The following is a 17,360-nucleotide window of genomic DNA, read 5'->3' as shown; positions in this document are numbered from 1 at the left end:
GAACTTTTTCACAAACTTTGCGCGATAAAAATAGGGACGGCGGCAAAAGCTATAAAAAACGAAAAAGGGTGGAAGTGATTCAAGTGAGAAAACCAAACGTTGTCATTTTAGGCGCGGGCTACGGTGGGCTGATGACGACGGTTCGTCTGCAAAAGTTGATCGGGGTGAATGAGGCGAACATTACGCTCGTCAACAAACATGACTACCACTATGAGACGACATGGCTTCACGAGGCGTCGGCAGGAACGTTGCATCACGACCGCGTCCGCTATCCGATCCGTGATGTCATCGATCGGAACAAAGTGAAGTTTGTTCAAGCGACGGTTACTAAAATCGTTCCGGATGAGAAAAAAGTGCTGCTAGCAGACGGGGAATTGACATACGATTACCTTGTCATCGCTCTTGGCTTTGAATCGGAAACGTTTGGGATCAAAGGATTGAAAGAATACGCGTTTTCGATCGCCAATGTCGACGCCGCGCGGCAAATCCGCGAGCATATCGAATACCAGTTTGCGACGTACAATGCCGAAGAGGACAAAAAACCGGAGCGGCTCACGATTGTTGTCGGCGGCGCTGGGTTTACGGGCATCGAATTTTTAGGCGAGCTCGCCAACCGGATGCCGGAGCTGTGCCGGGAGTATGACATCGACCCGCACAAAGTGCGCATCATTTGTGTCGAGGCGGCGCCGACCGCGCTGCCGGGCTTTGATCCGGAGCTCGTCGAGTACGCGGTCAGCCAGCTTGAACGCAAAGGCGTCGAATTCAAAATCGGCACGGCCATCAAAGAATGCACGCCAGATGGCATCATCGTCGCCAAGGGCGATGACGTCGAAGAAATCAAAGCCGGCACGGTCATTTGGGCCGCTGGCGTACGCGGCAGCCGCGTCATTGAGGAGTCCGGCTTTGAAGCGGCGCGGGCGCGCGTGAAGGTTGACCCGTATTTGCGCGTCCCAGGCCATGAAGACATTTTTGTCGTCGGCGACTGTTCGCTCGTCATCGATGAGGAAACGAACCGCCCGTATCCGCCGACGGCGCAGATCGCCATGCAGGAGGGCGCGCTGTGCGCGAAAAACTTGGCGGTGCTCATCCGCGGGCAAGGAGAGCTCGAGCCGTTCAAGCCTGACATTAAAGGAACCGTCTGTTCGCTCGGCCATGATGATGCCATCGGCGTCGTCTTCGGCAAAAAGCTGTGGGGAACGAAAGCAAGCTTCATGAAAAAAGTGATCGACAACCGCGCCCTGTATTTGATCGGCGGTTCGTCGCTCGTGATGAAAAAAGGGAAATTTAAATTTTTCTAAAACGGTTGGTGGGAGCGGTACGACATTGGCTAAGCTGCCTAGCGGCAAGCTCGGCGGCTGCGCGGCGCTGGCAACCGTTAAAGATGGCGAGGCGACTCGCTGACATCAGCCCGATCGATGGCATCGTTTTTGCGGGAGTGAGGGGAGTGTTCCAAAAGGACTGGGACACTCCCCTCATTGCGATACAAGCACCATCCGCTTCTCTGCCACGCGAGTTCGGTCTTTCTTGAGGGGAAGATCGCCTTTTTTGTGCCCCAAAAACAGGGATTCGCCGTCTGGCTGTCGAACTACCAACGTAAACAACGATCATGAAACAAAAGGATGAGAACGATGGACAGCAAACGCGGAAACGTTTGGATCGCCGCGGCGGGCTTGGTCATCAATGAAGCGGGGGAATGGCTCGTCGTCAAGAAAAAATACAGTGGGCTGAAAGGAAAATGGTCGCTGCCGGCCGGCTTTGTGCAACCGGGGGAGATGCTCGATGAAACAGCTGTTCGCGAAGTGTGGGAAGAAACGGGAATCCGCTCGGAACCCGTCGCGCTGCTTGGCGTGCGCACCGGCGTCATCAACGGAAACATCAGCGACAACATGGCGATTTTTTTGCTCCGGCCGCGATCGGAGCGCATCATCGTGCAGACCGAAGAGCTGGATGCGGCTGCTTTCTTGAGCAGAGCCGCGCTTCAGGCCGACCGTGACACTTCCGGCCTGATTCGGTATTTGCTCGCGCTTGAGCCGCTCGCGTTCCTGCCGCCGCACAACGGCCTCAACCCGGGCGATCCGTTCGGGTACACGAAGTATCGGCTCTACTTTGAATCGCTGAAAGGGAAAGAATGACGAAGAAAATGAAAGTAAGTCATCGATGTATCCGTTTACATGAAGCGAAACGGCGAAAAACCGCCGTTTATTTTTACAGAAAATTTTGATATGTTAATAAAAACGAAATGGAGGGGAACATCGATGATGACGAGGACAGCTTGCCCTTATTGTGATGGGCACGGGTACGTGCAGTTGCTACTTGGCGGTTCGGAAACGTGCTACTGCTGCCAAGGGACAGGAAGCGAGGAAGAGGGAGAGAACAGGCGTTGACTTGGCATCCGCCCATCCAGTACACTGAAAAAGGGTGTAAGGGAGGTAGAGGGCGGATGCAGATGAGTTTGCCCCTTGTCTTGATTTCCATGCTTTTATTTTTTGTCTTGTTTTTCGGCATTAGTTTTTTGCTCAATATGGTGTTGCGGATGACGTGGATTGTCGCCGTATGCTTTCCGGTGATCGCTGCGCTCATCATTGACGATGTGCCATGGACGCGTTATTTCACCGCGCCGGCGGCGGCGTTTGCCGCGCTTGGGCGCAAAGCCGCTTCATTGGCGGCGGCCGACGTTTTGATTTTGGCGAGCGGATTTGCCGGCGCTCTTTGCGCCGGATGGGCGATTCGCACGCTGCGAGCGAAAGGATACCGGATGTTTTGACGACCGGCTGCCTTGTGGGCGTGCCGGTTTCAGCTTCCCATCGGGAAAAGGGAACGGATTTCCGCACGCGGGATCGGGTGCGGTGTCGGTTTGGCTGTTCGCGCCGTTTTGCAGCGGCTGGCGACGGCCATTTTTTTTGTGCTTTGGAAACTCGGGAGGCGTTCACGGCCGCCTGCTGTTGGCCGGCTTTCTTGCTATGGCCGGTACAGCGCAATGGCATTTTGCCTAGAAGGTCGGTGAAAAACGGTTGTTTCTTTTGAGCAATGGGGGATCGTTTGAAAGGTGATCCTGATGCGACAAGGCTTTTCTATTTGAGAAACGGTCTTGATAAGCGGCTTGCCCCCTTAAATCACCGGTCTCCTAGGGGGCTGGTGAAAAACCGCTGTCACACACGAATCGGCGGCATTTTCATTCAGAAAAGAAAGATGATTATGAAAAGTTTCTCTAATTGAGAAATGAATGGGATTAGTAGCATTTTACACGAAATCACCGGACTCCTAGTTCAAGCGAGCCGCTTGTTGTTGACCGACTTTCTTGCCCGTTCGTGCGTATAGTCGGGGATGGGGTTCGTGCCTATCGACCGTCGGCAAGCCAACAGGTTGGTGAACCACCGCTGTTTGCCTTGATTTAGCTGCTCGAGTGACGAAATCATATACAGGGCCACGGGACCATCGTTGGTGAACCACCGTTGTTTGCCTTGATGGGCGATGGAACGTGTGAACATGGAGGCTGATGAAACAAGCAAGGTTCGCTGACCGTCCATACGTCCGTGGTTTCGTCGAAGCCACGTCCTTGGGAGTGAACAGAGAAGGGGCTGGTGGGCGATTTTTGTCATGTGCCAATGAATATTTCGATTTCGGATGGAGATAAATAGAGGTGTGAGAGGAGTTGAGAGCATTGAATGGGTTTAGGCAGTTTGTGCGCCGGTCCGCGATGACGCTCTTGTTTTTCGCCGCGTTGACCGCAACGTTTCAATCCGTTTCAGGGGTTGAGGCGAAAACAGTTCTCCATTCCTTTCCAAACGTTTTATCGGTGGGTCACCCGCCTGTTTGGGAACTGAAGGAGCGCGCGAAAAACAGTCAGCACTCCCCGCCACGCCTCGAAGACCATTTTGATTGGTCAAAATATCCGTCAGTGGAAGTGATCGCGACCGGCTACACAGCTGGCGCCGAGTCAACGGGCAAAACGCCCGATCATCCTGAGTATGGTATTACATACTCCGGCGTCCGCGTCAAACGCGACCTTTACTCGACGATTGCCGCGGATTTAAGCATTTTCCCGATCGGTACGATTTTGTTTATTCCCGGCTACGGCTTCGGCGTCGTGGCCGATAAAGGCGGGGCGATCAAAGGGAATCGCATCGACTTATATTACGAAACCGTTGAAGATGTCTATAAATATTGGGGAAAAAGGAAAGTTCACGTCTATGTGGTACAAAAAGGGAACGGCACCTTGTCGGAGGAAGAGTTGAAGCGGCTCAACGAAGATGAAACGATGCAAGTGTTTCGCCAGCAATATTTGCAGTCGAAAAGCTAAGCAGGCATCGATGGACTGCGCGGTGGCGCGGACAATCGAATCATTGACAGGCCTCCCGCCTGTCAGCGCCCGAGGAGCGGGTCGCTGTCGTCGGCGGGAGGAAAGAGCGCCGGATGCAAAAGCGGCGCTAATTTTTTTAATCCGACTAGCAAGCGCGGCGACGGCCGGCAATAGAGCGCTTCTTCAAGAAGATGGATGCGCCCGTGGCGGACGGCGTCCGTTTCGTTGGCCTTCGGGCGTTGCGTGACCGCGCTGGGCCTCATTTTTTTTGTCTGCACCCCCACCCAGACGAGCAATATGTGTGCTGGATTGCGGGCGACGACTTCGTCCCATTCCGTCTGAACGCTCGCCTGCGGGCAGTCGGCAAACACGTTGCGCCCGCCAGCGAGTTCGCTGAGCTCGCTCAGCCAGTTGCCGCCGCCGGGCGTAAAAATCGGCCGCGGCCACCATTCCCAATACAGGCGGACCGGTTCGGCCGCGGCGGCTCGTTCGCGGTACTCAGCGAGAAACTCGCGATATCGGCGGACGAGATCAGCCGCTTTTTGCGTTTCACCAATGGCGTCGCCTAACGTAAGAAGGTCGGAGGCGATGTCATCGAGCGTATTCGGCGCCAGAACGAGATAGGGCAGCCGGCGGCGCGCGAGTTCCTCGACGTTGCGCTCCATCCCGGGAACGCTCAGCGAAGCGACGACAAGGTCCGGTTTCAGCGCTTCGACTTGATCGATGTCAATGCGCAAATCCGGACCGACGTTCGGCAGCCGCCTCACCTCCGGGGGCCAATCGGACGATTGGTCAACGGCAATGACATCATCGAGCCGGCCAAGGTAAGCGAGCAATTCCGTGTTGCTTGGGCAAAGGGAGACAATATTCATGGTGTTGTTTCCTCCTTGGAAAAGCTGGGGCGGCGAGTTTCACCCTCATCCATTGTGCTTTTCCTCCTCGGAAAAGGTCGTTGGATTTGGGCGCGGCTAGGAGGCCGATGATTTGAGGAAGCAAGCCGCTTCTCAAGCCCGTTTCTCAAATCAAAAAGCCTTATCGCATCAGGATCGCCTTTCAAACGCTCCCCATTGCTCAAGAGAAACAACCGTTTTTTTACCATATTTCTGGAAGGGTGATGAAAAACCGATGATTCCCTTCATCAATGGGGGAACGGGTGAAAAGCAGGACTGATGCAACGAGTTTTTCTGCTGGAGAAAGGCGAGTCAATCACCAGCCTCCTAGAAGCCCGGTGAAAAACCGCTGTCGCACACCAATCGGCGGCATTTTCATTCAAAAAAGAAAGCTGGTTCTGCAAAGTTTCTCTAATTGAGAAATGGATGGAGCATTTTGCACTAAATCACCGGCCTCCTAGGAGCGGTTCGCGAAGAGCCGTTAATGTGATATTCTATTTGCTGGCCGCGTTTTCCTTCCATCGTGTGCGGTGTGGCCGGAAAGAAAACCACGGTGGGGCGCTCCCGGCAGAAAAAAGGCAAGCTATTCATTAGGGGCTCGAAACAATAACTCCATTTCGATATAATGGAACATGAAAGCCATGACGAGGAAAGGGGAGGAAACGATGTTTACTGTAAAACCGTTGCCATCGGCCGAAACGAATGAGGACGCGCTTGTGATCGGGTTGTTTGAAGGAGCGAAACCGTGGAGCGGCCTGGCCGGAGCGTATGATGCCCGCCTTGGCGGGCGGCTGGCCGAGCTGCAAAAGGAAGGCGACATTTCCGCGAAATGGGGGCGCCTTTCCGTCATTCATCCTTTTTTGCCCAATGGAGCGAAGCGGTTGTATTTTGTCGGGCTTGGCAAACAAGAAGAGCTGACGTTTGCGCGGCTGCGTGAAGGATTTGGCAAGCTCTTTCGCGCGCTCAAGCAGGCGAAGCGGACCGCGGCGGCCGTTGTGCTCGACACGTTTACGACCGAAGCGGTTGATGCGAACGAGGCGGCCCATGCCTTGGCCGAAGCGTGCTATTTGGCCACGTATGAGTTTCCCGGCTACAAGCAGAAAAAAGCAGAACCGGATGCAACGCTGGCGTCGCTTACCGTCTATACGGCGGCCGATGCAGCAGACATCAAGGCGAGCTTGTTTGTCGGCTCGGTGTACGGAAAGGCGACCAACTCGGCGCGCACACTCGTCAATACGCCAGGGAATTTGTTGACGGCGTCCGATTTGGCTGATTATGCGGTGAAGCTCGCTACCCGGTACGATTTGGACTATGAAATTTTGGAAAAAGAAGAGATGGAGCGGCTCGGCATGGGTGCGCTCTTGGCGGTGAATCAAGGATCGGCGCAGCCGCCGAAGCTGATCGTTCTCAAATACCAAGGAAAAGAGCGGTGGGAGGACGTGATCGCCCTCGTCGGCAAAGGGGTGACGTTTGATACGGGCGGATATTGCCTGAAGCCGCGCGACAGCATGATCGACATGAAAACCGATATGGCCGGCGCCGCCGCGGTGCTTGGGGCGATGGAAATTATCGGTGAGCTGCGTCCAGAGCAAAACGTGCTTGCCGTCATTCCAGCGACCGACAACATGATCGGCGGCGGGGCGTTCAAGCCGGATGATGTCATTACATCGCTGTCCGGCAAGACGATCGAAGTGAGAAACACAGATGCGGAAGGGCGGTTGATTTTAGCGGATGCCGTCACGTACGCAAAGCAGCACGGCGCCAGCTATATTATTGATGTTGCCACGTTAACGGGCGGTGTCATCGTCGCGCTCGGCACGGACAAAACAGGAGCGATGACGAACAATGAAGCGCTGTTTGAGCAGCTGCTTGAAGCGTCTATGGAGACCGGAGAATTCATTTGGCGGCTGCCGATTACAGAAAAAGACCGCGAGCGGGTGCGAAGCAGCAACATCGCCGATTTGAACAATTCTCCGGGGCGTGAAGGCCACGCCATTATGGGCGGAGCGTTCATCGGTGAATTCGCCGAAGACACGCCGTGGGTGCATTTGGATATCGCTGGAACGGCCACGGTGAAGAAAGACGGCGACCTCGGGCCGGCGGGAGCGACAGGCGTCATGGTGCGCACACTGGCGGCGTTTGTCGAACGGTTTGCCGATCATGACCAAGGCTAACCAAGAGGCGATTGATCCGCAAGGGAAACCAACCGATCGTGCGACCGAAGCAACTGGTGCGGATCGATAGCGATGGAGATGACCTAAAAGACGATCTCCCCCTCAAGAAAGACAGAACATATAGTGTGGTGGGGAGCGGTTAGTGCCTATATATTTGCGATGAGAGAGGGTGTCCCAGTTCTTTTGGCACCCTCTTGTCGATCAGTCGGCGAAGAGCGAAGCAGACATGCATAGCTTCGTCGTTCTTTTGGTACGCTACATAGCAAGAAATACGAACAAAATGTAAAGATAGTGTAAATTTAATGTAAAGTTTATTTTTAGTCATTGTAAATAAAGTTGAAATTGCTACAATAAGTAGCGTGATTTTTGATTCCAACAATGGAGGGGTCCGACCATGATTTTTTCGCCAAAAAAGGACGTTTTCTTCGATATGTTGTTCACGATTTCGGAAAATGTGAAGGAAGCGGCCCAATATTTTGTCGAATACAAAATCCGCAACGTCGGCGACTTGAAAGAGTTCGCGCGGGTGATGAAGGAGTATGAACGGAAAGGGGATTCGTTCATCCATGAATTGGTCGTCCAGCTCAATAAAACGTTTATTACCCCAATCGAGCGCGAAGACATTCACCAGCTGGCGATGAAAATGGACGATGTGCTCGATGGCCTCGAGCAATGCTCGGCCCGTTTTGAAATGTTCTCGTTTACCGACATTGACGAACATATGGGGAAATTTTTCGACTATATTTACCAAAGCACAATTGAAATCGTTCATGCGTTAGAGCTGCTTTCGCATAAAAAATTGCTCGATATGCGTCAGCACGCCATCAAGATCAAAGACTATGAAACGAAGTGCGACGAAATTTTGCGCGCTTCCATCAAAAACTTGTTTGCCTTCCAAAAAGATCCGATTAAGCTCATTCAATATAAAGAGCTGTATGAAATGCTTGAGGAAATTGCCGACAGCTGTGAGGATGTCGCCAATACGATTGAGACGATTATTATGCGCAACGCATAAAAGGGGACGTTGTTTTTATGGATATGATTCTTGTGTTGACGATATGCATCGTGATTTTTGCGCTGGCGTTTGACTTCATCAACGGCTTCCATGATACGGCCAACGCCATTGCTACTTCGGTATCGACGAGGGCGCTTACGCCGCGGCGCGCCATTTTGCTGGCTGCGGTGATGAACTTTATCGGCGCTTTGACGTTTACGGGCGTAGCCAAAACGATTACGAAGGACATTGTTGACCCGTTTGCTTTGGAAAACGGGCCGGTCATCATTTTGGCGGCATTGACGTCCGCGATCGCCTGGAACTTAATCACGTGGTATTATGGGATTCCGAGCAGCTCTTCCCATGCGCTGATCGGTTCGATTGCCGGGGCGGCGATCTCGGCGGCGGGAATTGGTATTTTAAATTACAGTGGGTTTTTGAAAATTTTGCAATCTCTCATTCTGTCGCCGTTTTTGGCGCTGAGCGTCGGTTTTGTCATCATGACGATTTTCCGCTTCCTGTTTAAAAATGCGAACTTATACAGTACAACCAAAGGGTTTCGTCTCTTTCAAATCGTGACTGCTGCTTTTCAGGCGTATACGCACGGAACGAACGACGCTCAAAAAGCGATGGGGATTATTACGATGGCGCTGATCGCCGGCGGATATCATGCGACAACGGACATCCCGGAGTGGGTGCGCATTTCCGCCGCTTTGGCCATGGGGCTGGGGACGGCGGTCGGCGGCTGGAAGATCATTAAAACGGTCGGCGGAAAGATCATGAAAATTCGCCCGATCAACGGGGCGGCGGCGGATTTATCGTCCGCGCTCGTCATTTTTTCGGCCACAACGTTCCATTTGCCGGTCAGCACAACGCACGTCATTTCCTCGGCCATTATGGGAGTGGGCGCCGCGCAACGGGTGAAAGGAGTCAAATGGGGCGTCGCCCGCCGGATTGTGCTTACATGGGTGATTACGCTCCCAATTTCTGCGCTCATGGCTGGTTTTCTGTACCAAGTGTTCAATTTATTTTTCTAACGAAAAACGCGCCTGTTGTCCAACAGGCGCGTTTCGTTTATGCCGCCGGCCGGCTCGCGGAAGAGGAGCGGCCGATCGCCCGGCAAAGGCGCGGGGCAATCAAACCGGCGACGATCGATAACAAAATGTCTTTTGGCAGCGGAACAAGCATCCAGCCCCATACCATTTCGTACGACAGCCCTTTTGGCGCTTCCGCCCATAATTTGTACGCCATATACATCCAGTTCGTGCCGATGACATAGTTGATGACCATCCCGACAAGCGCGGCGGTGACAAAGCGGACGGTGGGTGCCGGCTGTGGGCCGCGTTCGATGATCCAGCCGGTCACATACGCCGCGGCGATAAAGGAGAGAATAAAGCCAAATGTCGGTTGGAAAATGATTGATAATCCGCCGCTAAGCTTGGAAAACACCGGCGCGCCGGCTAGGCCAACGAACATATACACCGTCATCGCCACCGCGCCGAGCCGTCGCCCTAACACGGCGCCGGCAAGAACGCAGAAAAACGTCTGCAGCGTGATCGGCACGCCGCCAACGACAAGAAACGGCACCCATGCTGTAATGTTGGCGCCGATGGCCATCAAGGCGACGAACATCGCGGCAAGCGTCATGTCAAGCGGGCGAAGCGAAGTCCGTTGTTTCATATGTAAACCCCCTTTTTATGTTTGTTAACAAAATCGTACTGAACAACCGCTAGGCTGTCAATCCTTTTTTCGGGGCATGATGGGATGAGCGGCGGGGGATGCTAAGGAAAAGCGCTGCCCTAAACTGTCGCGAAAACTGAATCAAAGCCGACAAGGACGAAAGAAGCGAAGGGAGGATGGCGATGGAGCGGTTTATGCCGGATGAGGAGCTAAGATGGGCAAGCAAAATGGGGGCGAACGAAGACATCATCCATACGAGCAAAAACGATGATGGCTACGATTTGCGCACCCCGGCTGAAATCGGGAAGCGGCAGCCGTTTGATGAAAACGGCAATGCGTGAAAGAAGAGGCGCGGATGGACGGGATCTTTTTCGTCTACTTTGAAAAACAAGTGCTGCGCTTTTTAGGAGGCTGGTGATTTAATAGTACATACCGCTTCCTAGCATCGTTTCTCAAATAGAAAAACCTTGTATCATCAGTGCTTCTTTTCACACGTTCATCCATTGAGCAGGGGAAACAGCTGTTTTCGACCGGCCTTTTAGACTCCAAGGCGGTTAAGCTGACGATGTTGACTTCACTGGTCTCGATCCTTGTCGGGGCTATCATCGATCAGCGCACGCAATCGAATGCGCGATGGAAACAGAAGAGACCGGCGAGTTCGCCGATACATTGGACGGGGGATCGGACGATCGCCGTCTTTTTCGTTGGCGAATGCCGGGGCAAGAATCGTTTTTGTGCGAAAACGGTTTCTGGCGCGGCAAGACGCCGACGACAGCCCGCTTCCAGCGTCCCGGGCGGAAGCGGTGTTGTCGCATCGGGCGCGGCGCTTTTGAACGAGTGGCCGCTCATCGTCCAATGGCGGCCGACGTGATGAGCGCGAAAAGCGGCGGTTCGCCAACCATTTCCCCATTTCGCCTGCCGCCACGATGGCGAAGGCTATCGGTGTGAAGGCGGAAACACGTTCCAGCGCAAGCCGACAACGAGCTGGCAGCACGGGAATGCGCCGGGCGGCGGCAAGAGCGTCAGGCGAATGCCGTCGGGATTGAAATACACCTCGGTTTGCGAGCGGATGCCAAGCGAACGGATCAGGCGCTTCACTTCATCCGTTTTCCCTTCTTGGGCGGCCGACATGACCGAGGCGGCAAACGAGCGCGATTCGGCCAGCCGTTTTAAAATGACTCCGGCATCGTTCATCAGCGTCTGGGCGGTGGCGGCCGATTGGGAGAAGATAGCGGGGTCGACCGGCGGGTACGGCCTTGCCCATGCCGCAGGGGACAGGAAATAAATCATTGGCTTGCTCCTCCTTTTGGATGTGATTACTACTTACTATACTCGCCGTATTGTAAACCGTTTCCATAGAACCGATACGACTGGCAGTGAAAGGTGAAACTTTTTCGGAAACTTTTCGTATACACATAAGCAGAGAACGTCTGACTTAATTTGCAGCAGACCGTTGTACCGACAGAGGCAAGAGTTTTATGATACAATGATAAACGGGGCGGTGTGAGGGGAAACAATAGGGAAGGAGGATGGTTCATGTTAAACTTGGCAATGGTCTCACCGCTGATTTTTGCTTTATTCGTTCCGTTTTTGTATAAATATGTACGTTCGATTCATACCGGCTGGTTTGTGCTCCCACTACCGGTCTTATTGTTTTTATATTTTATTCAACATCTCCCTCTTAACCCCTACGGACAAACGCTCCCTTGGATTCCGTCTCTCGGAATGGATTTTCAAGTCTATATGGATGGGTTAGGGTTGCTCTTTTCCTTGCTAATCACAGGGATCGGCTCTCTCGTCGTGCTGTATTCGATTTATTATTTGCCGAAGGAAAAGGAAAAACTTGGGCACTTTTACGTGTATTTGCTTTTGTTTATGGGAGCGATGCTTGGCGTCGTTCTTTCGGACAACGCCATGGCGCTCTATCTCTTTTGGGAATTGACATCGTTTTCCTCCTTTTTGTTGATTGGCTACTGGAATGAGCGTGAACGTTCCCGATACGGGGCACAAAAATCGATGCTCATCACCGTGCTTGGCGGGCTGTCTCTGCTTGGGGGATTTTTATTGCTTTCGGTCATGAGCGGAGGGTCGTACAGCATTCGCGATTGGATGGCTATGGCGGATGCGTGGCCGCAGCATCCGTTGTTTGTGCCGGCGATGCTCTTGATTTTGCTTGGCGCGTTTACGAAATCCGCGCAGTTTCCGTTTTACATTTGGCTTCCGGACGCGATGGAAGCACCCACCCCGGTCAGCGCGTATTTGCATTCGGCCACCATGGTGAAAGCCGGCATTTATTTAGTGGCTCGCTTCACCCCGATTTTTGCCGTTTCTTCGTTATGGGTTTGGTTGGTGATGGGGATTGGAATGGCGACGCTTTGCTGGGCGTCATTTCATGCCGCCCGTCAGACGGATTTGAAAGGGTTGCTCGCCTATTCGACGGTGAGCCAGCTCGGGTTGATTATGTCGCTGCTTGGCGCCGGGGCGCTGGCCTTTCATGGCGATCCGGGCGACCGCCGTTTATATATGGCGGCCGTGGTGGCAGCGGTGTTTCACTTAATCAACCACGCGACGTTTAAAGGAAGCTTGTTTATGGCGGCCGGCATTGTCGATCATGAGACCGGGACGCGGGATATCCGGCGTCTTGGCGGGTTGCTCAGCGTCATGCCCATCACGTTTACGGTTGCGGTCATCGGTTCGTTGTCGATGGCGGGTGTGCCTCCGTTTAACGGATTTTTAAGCAAAGAAATGTTTTTTGCGGCGATGGTGCAAGTGGCGAACGCCCAATGGTTGTCGCTTGATGTGTGGGGGATCTTGTTTCCGGTGCTCGCTTGGGTGGGCAGCGTGTTCACCTTTTTGTACAGCCTTCTTTTTGTTGGGAAAACGTTTCTTGGTGCTCCGAAGCCTTCCGAATGGCCGAAACAGCCGCATGAAGCCCCGGTGGGGATGCTTGTGGCGCCGGTCGTTTTGGCCGTTCTTGTCATCGGCTTTGGACTGTTTCCGAATGTGTTGTCCAACACGGTGATTGCGCCGGCGGTCGATGCTGTCGTCAACGGCGTGTTCCGCCAAGAGGGGCTTTCCGTGCACATTAGTCATTGGCACGGATGGACGATTGAAGTGTGGATGACGATCGGAGTGATTGTTCTTGGCGTGTGGCTGTATCGGACGTTTGATTCATGGAAGCGCGTATACGGTGTTTTTTCGCGGCGGCTTTCACTGAATCACTTATATGACACGGTCGTGCGGCAAATGGAAGAGCGGTCGTATTCGCTGACAAGCCGTTACATGACCGGGTATGTTCGGACGTATTTCTTGTATATTTTGTCCGCGATGATCGCATTGCTTATCGCAACGATCGCTTTGAAAGTAGATGGAAGGCTCTCGCTAAGCCATTTAGCGGAAGTGGGCATCCATGAACTGATGTTGGCGTTGGTCGCCTTGATCGGAACGGCGACGACTGTGGCGGCCAAATCACGTCTTGTGGCGATTATCGCGTTAGGTTCGGTCGGCTATACGGTGTCGCTTTTCTTTGTGTTGTTCCGGGCGCCTGATTTGGCGTTGACGCAGCTCGTCATTGAAACGATTTCCGTCGCGCTGTTTTTGCTCTGTTTTTATCACTTGCCGAAGCTTAGCCGCCATGAGAAAGGCGTTCGATTCCGGCTTGGGAACGCTCTTATTTCGCTCGGAGTCGGCGCGTTGGTCAGCGCGATCGCCTTGTTGGCGTACAGTGAGAAAAACTTTGCCTCGATTGCTCAATACCATATTGAAAACGCGTATGAAAAAGCGGCTGGAAAAAATATTGTCAACGTGATCTTAGTCGACTTCCGCGGATTTGATACACTTTTTGAAATTTGTGTGCTGGCGATCGCGGCGCTCGGCATTTACGCTTTAGTGAAGCTGAAAGCTCCGAAAGGGGAGAGCGGCAAATATGAATGAGCTCATTTTGCGCACGGTAACGGCCGTTGTCACGTTTATGATCATTTTATTTGGGATTCAGCTTTTTTTTGCCGGCCACTATTATCCAGGCGGCGGATTCATTGCCGGCCTCGTTACCGCCGGCGCCATTATTTTGCTGCTGCTGGCGTTTGACATCAAAACCGTCCGGTCGATGATCCCGGTTTCGTATCGCACGCTCATTGGCATCGGGCTGTTGTTTGCCTTAGGAACAGGTCTTGGCGGCTTAGTCTTCGATGTCCCGTTTTTAACGCACGCCCACGGCCATGTCATGCTGCCGCTGCTTGGGGATGTGTCGCTCCATACGGCCGTCTTGTTTGACTTAGGAGTGTATTTGGTCGTTGTCGGGGTCACCATGACGATTATCGAAACGATAGGAGAGGAAGAATAAATGGAAGTCGTCATGATTATTGTCATCGGCTGTTTGTTTGCCGGCGCCACGTACTTAATGTTAAGCAAAAGTTTGCTTCGGATCATTATCGGCACGGGATTGCTAAGCCATGGAGCGCATTTGCTTTTATTGACGATGGGAGGATTGAAAAAAGGAGCGCCGCCGCTGCTTGACGTGCAGGCGGAACATTATGTCGACCCTGTTCCGCAGGCGCTGATTTTGACGGCGATTGTCATTAGTTTTGGGGTCACGGCGTTTTTGCTCGTTTTGGCGTATCGTTCTTATCAGGAGATCGGGACGGACAACATTGAACGGATGAGGGGAAAGGAAGACCATGACTAATGCCGTAATTTTTCCGATTGCGATTCCATTGACGACAGCAGTTCTCTTGATGTTTTGCGTGAAATCATTGAGAGCGCAAAAAATGATTTCCCTCGTGTCAGCAGGGGCGCTCATCGCTGCGGGCGCTTGGCTTGTGCGTCTTGTCGACCATGAAGGGATGCAAAAGCTCGACGTCGGAAACTGGCCGGCGCCGTTTGGGATTACGCTCGTCTCCGACATGCTTTCAGCGCTGTTGGTGTTGACAACGAGCGTGATCGCGCTCGCTTGCCTGCTGTATTCCTTTTTCACGATTGACGCGAAGCAGGCGTCCATGTACTACTATGTTTTTTTTCAGTTTCTCATTGTTGGAGTGAACGGGGCGTTTACGACAGGGGATATTTTTAACTTATTCGTGTTTTATGAAGTGATGCTCATGTCATCGTATGCGCTCCTCGTTCATGGCGGTACGAAAATCCAGCTTCAGGAAACGATGAAATATATGGTGATCAACGTGTTTTCATCAGCGTTGTTTGTCATCGCTGTCGGCTATTTGTACGCCGTGACCGGCACATTGAATATGGCGCACTTAGCCGTACGGATTTCTGGAGCGGAAAACACCGCCGTGTTGACGGTTATTTGTTTGCTTTTTCTCATTGTCTTTGGGTTAAAGGGGGCGCTGTTTCCATTTTATGTTTGGATGCCGGGGGCTTATTCCGCTCCGCCGGCGGCGGTGCTCGCGTTGTTTGGCGGCTTATTGACAAAAGTCGGCGTGTATTCGATTTTGCGCACATTTTCGCTCATTTTCCGTCAAGATGTCGGCTATACGCATACGATTTTAGCGTGGTTGGCGATCGCGACCGTTGTGTTTGGCGTCATTGGCGCCGTGGCTTACCGCGATATGAGGCAAATCGCCATTTATAACATTGTGGCGGCCATCGGTGTGATGGCGTTTGGCATTTCGTTAATGACAGAAGAAAGTATGGAAGGCACGATCTTTTACTTGCTGCAAGACATGGTCATGAAAACGGCGCTCTTTTTCATTGTCGGGGCGATTGCGTATGTTGCGGGAACGAATCAACTCGGGCGGTTTAGCGGACTGCTCGGTTCGTATCCGCTGCTTGGCTGGGCTGTATTCCTTTCCGCTCTTGCGCTAGGCGGCATTCCTCCGTTCAGCGGGTTTATCGGAAAAGCGCTCATTATTCGGGCGGCGTTTGAAAAAGGACAGCTTCTGTTCGCGCTAGTTGTGTTATTATCCAGCTTGCTCGTTCTTTATTCGGTGATGAAAATTTTTATTCAATCTTGTTGGGGAGAAGCGCGCGGGTATGAGCAAAAACGAGTCGTCCCGCTGTATGTGCCGATTGTCGCGCTTCTTTCCTTGGCTGTTTTATACGGCGTCGGGGCCGAGTTTGTTCGTCCATATATCGCCCAGGCGGCGGCGACGTTGGTGGACCCGTCAATGTATATTGAGTCCGTGCTGAAGGAGTAGAGGCAAATGGCGCAACAATTGCTGCTCAACGTGATATTGGCATTCGTTTGGATGTTTCTTGCTGATTCGTTCAGCGGATCATCGTTTGTCATTGGATATCTCCTTGGTTTAGGCATTCTTTTTGTGCTGCGCAGATACTTCTCGACGACGTTTTATGTCGTCCCGTTGTTTGTGATTGGAAAGCTGACGCTCATTTTCATCAAAGAATTGTTGTTGGCCAACTGGGCTGTTTTGAAGATTGTTCTTTCCCCGTCGCTGAACATGAAGCCTTGCATTTTCGCCCTTCCGCTCGAAGTGAAAAAAGACTGGGAAATTACGCTGTTATCCAACTTGATTACGTTGACGCCCGGGACGTTTGTGATCGACGTCTCTGATGACAAAAAAGAGATTTATATTCATACGATTGATGCCCCGGATGTGGATGAAGTGGTCCGGCAAATCAAGACATCGTTTGAAAAAACGATTTTGGAGGTGAGCCGATGACCGTGATGTTCTATATCGCCCTCGCTCTTTTGTCGCTCGCCATTGGCTGTTTCGTTTATCGGGTCGTCAAAGGACCGACCGTCGCGGATCGGGTCATTGCGCTTGACGCGATCGGGATTTGTCTGGCAGGTATTGTGGCGGTGCTGTCGATCTTGTTGGAGACGAGCGTGTTTTTAGAAATTATTTTGCTGATTGGAATTTTGGCGTTTCTTGGCACGGCGGCGTTTGCCAAGTTTTTGCAAAAAGGGGTTGTGATTGAACGTGACGGAAATCGTTGATGGGTTGATCGTGTTGTTCGTCATGGCTGGTGCGCTGTTAACATTGATTTCGGCCATCGGCGTCCTCCGTCTTCCCGACGTCTATACGAGAAGCCATGCCATTAGCAAAAGCACGACGCTAGGGATGATTTTCATCTTAATGGGGACGTTATTTTACTTTTGGTTGAAGCACGATCATTTCAATTCCCGTTTGTTGTTGGCTATTGTCTTTCTGTTTTTAACATCCCCGGTGTCGGCTCATTTGATTAGCCGTGCGGCATACTACTCCGGCGTTCGACCTTGGGAAGGGACGGTTCGCGACGATTTGGCCGAACGGAGAGAGAATAGAACGAAAAGCGCAAAGTAGGGAAGAAATAGCGGGATGTCCTTTCGGTTTCTCCAGACTGTTCCGTTTTCACGTCATCCGCCCCTT

General features: G+C 52.5%; 21 protein-coding genes. 18 read left to right on the top strand and 3 right to left on the bottom strand.

Annotated features, from left to right (window positions below):
• The first annotated feature begins 74 nt into the window (after positions 1-74).
• From GC56T2_RS14510 to GC56T2_RS14495, 5 genes are all read left to right on the top strand, one after another.
• On the top strand, positions 75-1,298 hold the full coding sequence (locus GC56T2_RS14510; protein WP_144976132.1) for an NAD(P)/FAD-dependent oxidoreductase: 1,224 nt from the start codon (positions 75-77) through the stop codon (positions 1,296-1,298).
• A gap of 330 nt (positions 1,299-1,628) precedes the next feature.
• The gene (locus GC56T2_RS14505; RefSeq protein ID WP_033018735.1) at positions 1,629-2,132 is read left to right on the top strand and encodes an NUDIX domain-containing protein; all 504 of its coding nucleotides are present in this window, start codon (positions 1,629-1,631) and stop codon (positions 2,130-2,132) included.
• A gap of 123 nt (positions 2,133-2,255) precedes the next feature.
• Complete coding sequence (locus tag GC56T2_RS17885; RefSeq protein ID WP_370454550.1) at positions 2,256-2,384, top strand: YuiA family protein; 129 nt, start codon at positions 2,256-2,258, stop codon at positions 2,382-2,384.
• A gap of 56 nt (positions 2,385-2,440) precedes the next feature.
• On the top strand, positions 2,441-2,764 hold the full coding sequence (locus GC56T2_RS14500; RefSeq protein ID WP_033018733.1) for a YuiB family protein: 324 nt from the start codon (positions 2,441-2,443) through the stop codon (positions 2,762-2,764).
• 897 nt (positions 2,765-3,661) lie between these two features.
• Entirely contained in the window at positions 3,662-4,300 is a 639-nt protein-coding gene (locus GC56T2_RS14495; RefSeq protein WP_305040732.1) for a 3D domain-containing protein, read from the top strand.
• A gap of 62 nt (positions 4,301-4,362) precedes the next feature.
• Here the strand turns inward: GC56T2_RS14495 and GC56T2_RS14490 are convergent, their stop codons facing one another.
• Entirely contained in the window at positions 4,363-5,172 is an 810-nt protein-coding gene (locus GC56T2_RS14490; protein ID WP_144976130.1) for a cobalamin-binding protein, read from the bottom strand.
• 112 nt (positions 5,173-5,284) lie between these two features.
• On the opposite strand from GC56T2_RS14490, the gene GC56T2_RS14485 reads away from it, so the two are divergent.
• The 4 genes from GC56T2_RS14485 to GC56T2_RS14470 all read left to right on the top strand — a co-directional run bounded on the left by GC56T2_RS14485 (position 5,285) and on the right by GC56T2_RS14470 (position 9,395).
• Positions 5,285-5,470: a hypothetical protein gene (locus tag GC56T2_RS14485; RefSeq protein ID WP_144976128.1), complete on the top strand. Its 186-nt coding sequence runs from the start codon at positions 5,285-5,287 to the stop codon at positions 5,468-5,470.
• A gap of 385 nt (positions 5,471-5,855) precedes the next feature.
• Positions 5,856-7,364, top strand: coding sequence for a leucyl aminopeptidase (locus GC56T2_RS14480; RefSeq protein ID WP_144976126.1), 1,509 nt, complete (start codon positions 5,856-5,858; stop codon positions 7,362-7,364).
• 394 nt (positions 7,365-7,758) lie between these two features.
• On the top strand, positions 7,759-8,379 hold the full coding sequence (locus tag GC56T2_RS14475; protein ID WP_144976124.1) for a DUF47 domain-containing protein: 621 nt from the start codon (positions 7,759-7,761) through the stop codon (positions 8,377-8,379).
• A 17-nt stretch (positions 8,380-8,396) separates the two neighbouring features.
• Entirely contained in the window at positions 8,397-9,395 is a 999-nt protein-coding gene (locus tag GC56T2_RS14470; RefSeq protein WP_144976121.1) for an inorganic phosphate transporter, read from the top strand.
• Between the two features lie 37 nt (positions 9,396-9,432).
• Here GC56T2_RS14470 and GC56T2_RS14465 read toward each other — a convergent pair whose 3' ends face one another.
• A complete protein-coding gene (locus tag GC56T2_RS14465) occupies positions 9,433-10,038 on the bottom strand; it encodes a biotin transporter BioY (protein WP_144976119.1) in 606 nt (201 codons plus the stop codon).
• A 182-nt stretch (positions 10,039-10,220) separates the two neighbouring features.
• On the opposite strand from GC56T2_RS14465, the gene GC56T2_RS17880 reads away from it, so the two are divergent.
• Both GC56T2_RS17880 and GC56T2_RS17875 read left to right on the top strand, forming a co-directional pair.
• Positions 10,221-10,379, top strand: a complete 159-nt coding sequence (locus GC56T2_RS17880; RefSeq protein ID WP_168157867.1) for a hypothetical protein — start codon at positions 10,221-10,223, stop codon at positions 10,377-10,379.
• Between the two features lie 292 nt (positions 10,380-10,671).
• Positions 10,672-10,986, top strand: a complete 315-nt coding sequence (locus tag GC56T2_RS17875) for a hypothetical protein (protein WP_186440031.1) — start codon at positions 10,672-10,674, stop codon at positions 10,984-10,986.
• Here GC56T2_RS17875 and GC56T2_RS14455 read toward each other — a convergent pair.
• The gene (locus tag GC56T2_RS14455) at positions 10,975-11,328 is read right to left on the bottom strand and encodes a YuzC family spore coat inner layer protein (RefSeq protein WP_144976114.1); all 354 of its coding nucleotides are present in this window, start codon (positions 11,326-11,328) and stop codon (positions 10,975-10,977) included. The two genes, GC56T2_RS17875 and GC56T2_RS14455, sit on opposite strands and share 12 nt — an antisense overlap.
• 246 nt (positions 11,329-11,574) lie before the next feature.
• Between GC56T2_RS14455 and GC56T2_RS14450 the strand changes: the two genes are divergently transcribed.
• From GC56T2_RS14450 to mnhG, 7 genes are read left to right on the top strand one after another with little or no spacing between them, the layout of a single operon-like run.
• A complete protein-coding gene (locus GC56T2_RS14450) occupies positions 11,575-13,971 on the top strand; it encodes a Na+/H+ antiporter subunit A (RefSeq protein ID WP_144976112.1) in 2,397 nt (798 codons plus the stop codon).
• Positions 13,964-14,380: a Na(+)/H(+) antiporter subunit B gene (locus GC56T2_RS14445; protein ID WP_033010703.1), complete on the top strand. Its 417-nt coding sequence runs from the start codon at positions 13,964-13,966 to the stop codon at positions 14,378-14,380. The genes GC56T2_RS14450 and GC56T2_RS14445 overlap by 8 nt, the downstream gene beginning before the upstream one ends.
• Positions 14,381-14,722: a Na(+)/H(+) antiporter subunit C gene (locus tag GC56T2_RS14440; RefSeq protein WP_033010707.1), complete on the top strand. Its 342-nt coding sequence runs from the start codon at positions 14,381-14,383 to the stop codon at positions 14,720-14,722.
• On the top strand, positions 14,715-16,187 hold the full coding sequence (locus tag GC56T2_RS14435; RefSeq protein ID WP_096224643.1) for a Na+/H+ antiporter subunit D: 1,473 nt from the start codon (positions 14,715-14,717) through the stop codon (positions 16,185-16,187). The genes GC56T2_RS14440 and GC56T2_RS14435 overlap by 8 nt, the downstream gene beginning before the upstream one ends.
• A gap of 6 nt (positions 16,188-16,193) precedes the next feature.
• Complete coding sequence (locus tag GC56T2_RS14430) at positions 16,194-16,670, top strand: Na+/H+ antiporter subunit E (protein WP_063164880.1); 477 nt, start codon at positions 16,194-16,196, stop codon at positions 16,668-16,670.
• Entirely contained in the window at positions 16,667-16,948 is a 282-nt protein-coding gene (locus GC56T2_RS14425) for a Na(+)/H(+) antiporter subunit F1 (protein WP_144976110.1), read from the top strand. Before GC56T2_RS14430 ends, GC56T2_RS14425 begins: the two co-directional genes overlap by 4 nt.
• A gap of 22 nt (positions 16,949-16,970) precedes the next feature.
• Positions 16,971-17,294: a monovalent cation/H(+) antiporter subunit G gene (gene mnhG / locus GC56T2_RS14420; RefSeq protein WP_050368719.1), complete on the top strand. Its 324-nt coding sequence runs from the start codon at positions 16,971-16,973 to the stop codon at positions 17,292-17,294.
• Positions 17,295-17,360 lie beyond the last annotated feature (66 nt).

The organism is Geobacillus sp. C56-T2 (assembly GCF_007829715.1).
GTDB classification, from domain to species: domain Bacteria; phylum Bacillota; class Bacilli; order Bacillales; family Anoxybacillaceae; genus Geobacillus; species Geobacillus icigianus.
Note: the sequence above shows the minus strand (reverse complement) of the source record. Positions and strands in the feature narration are given on the sequence as shown.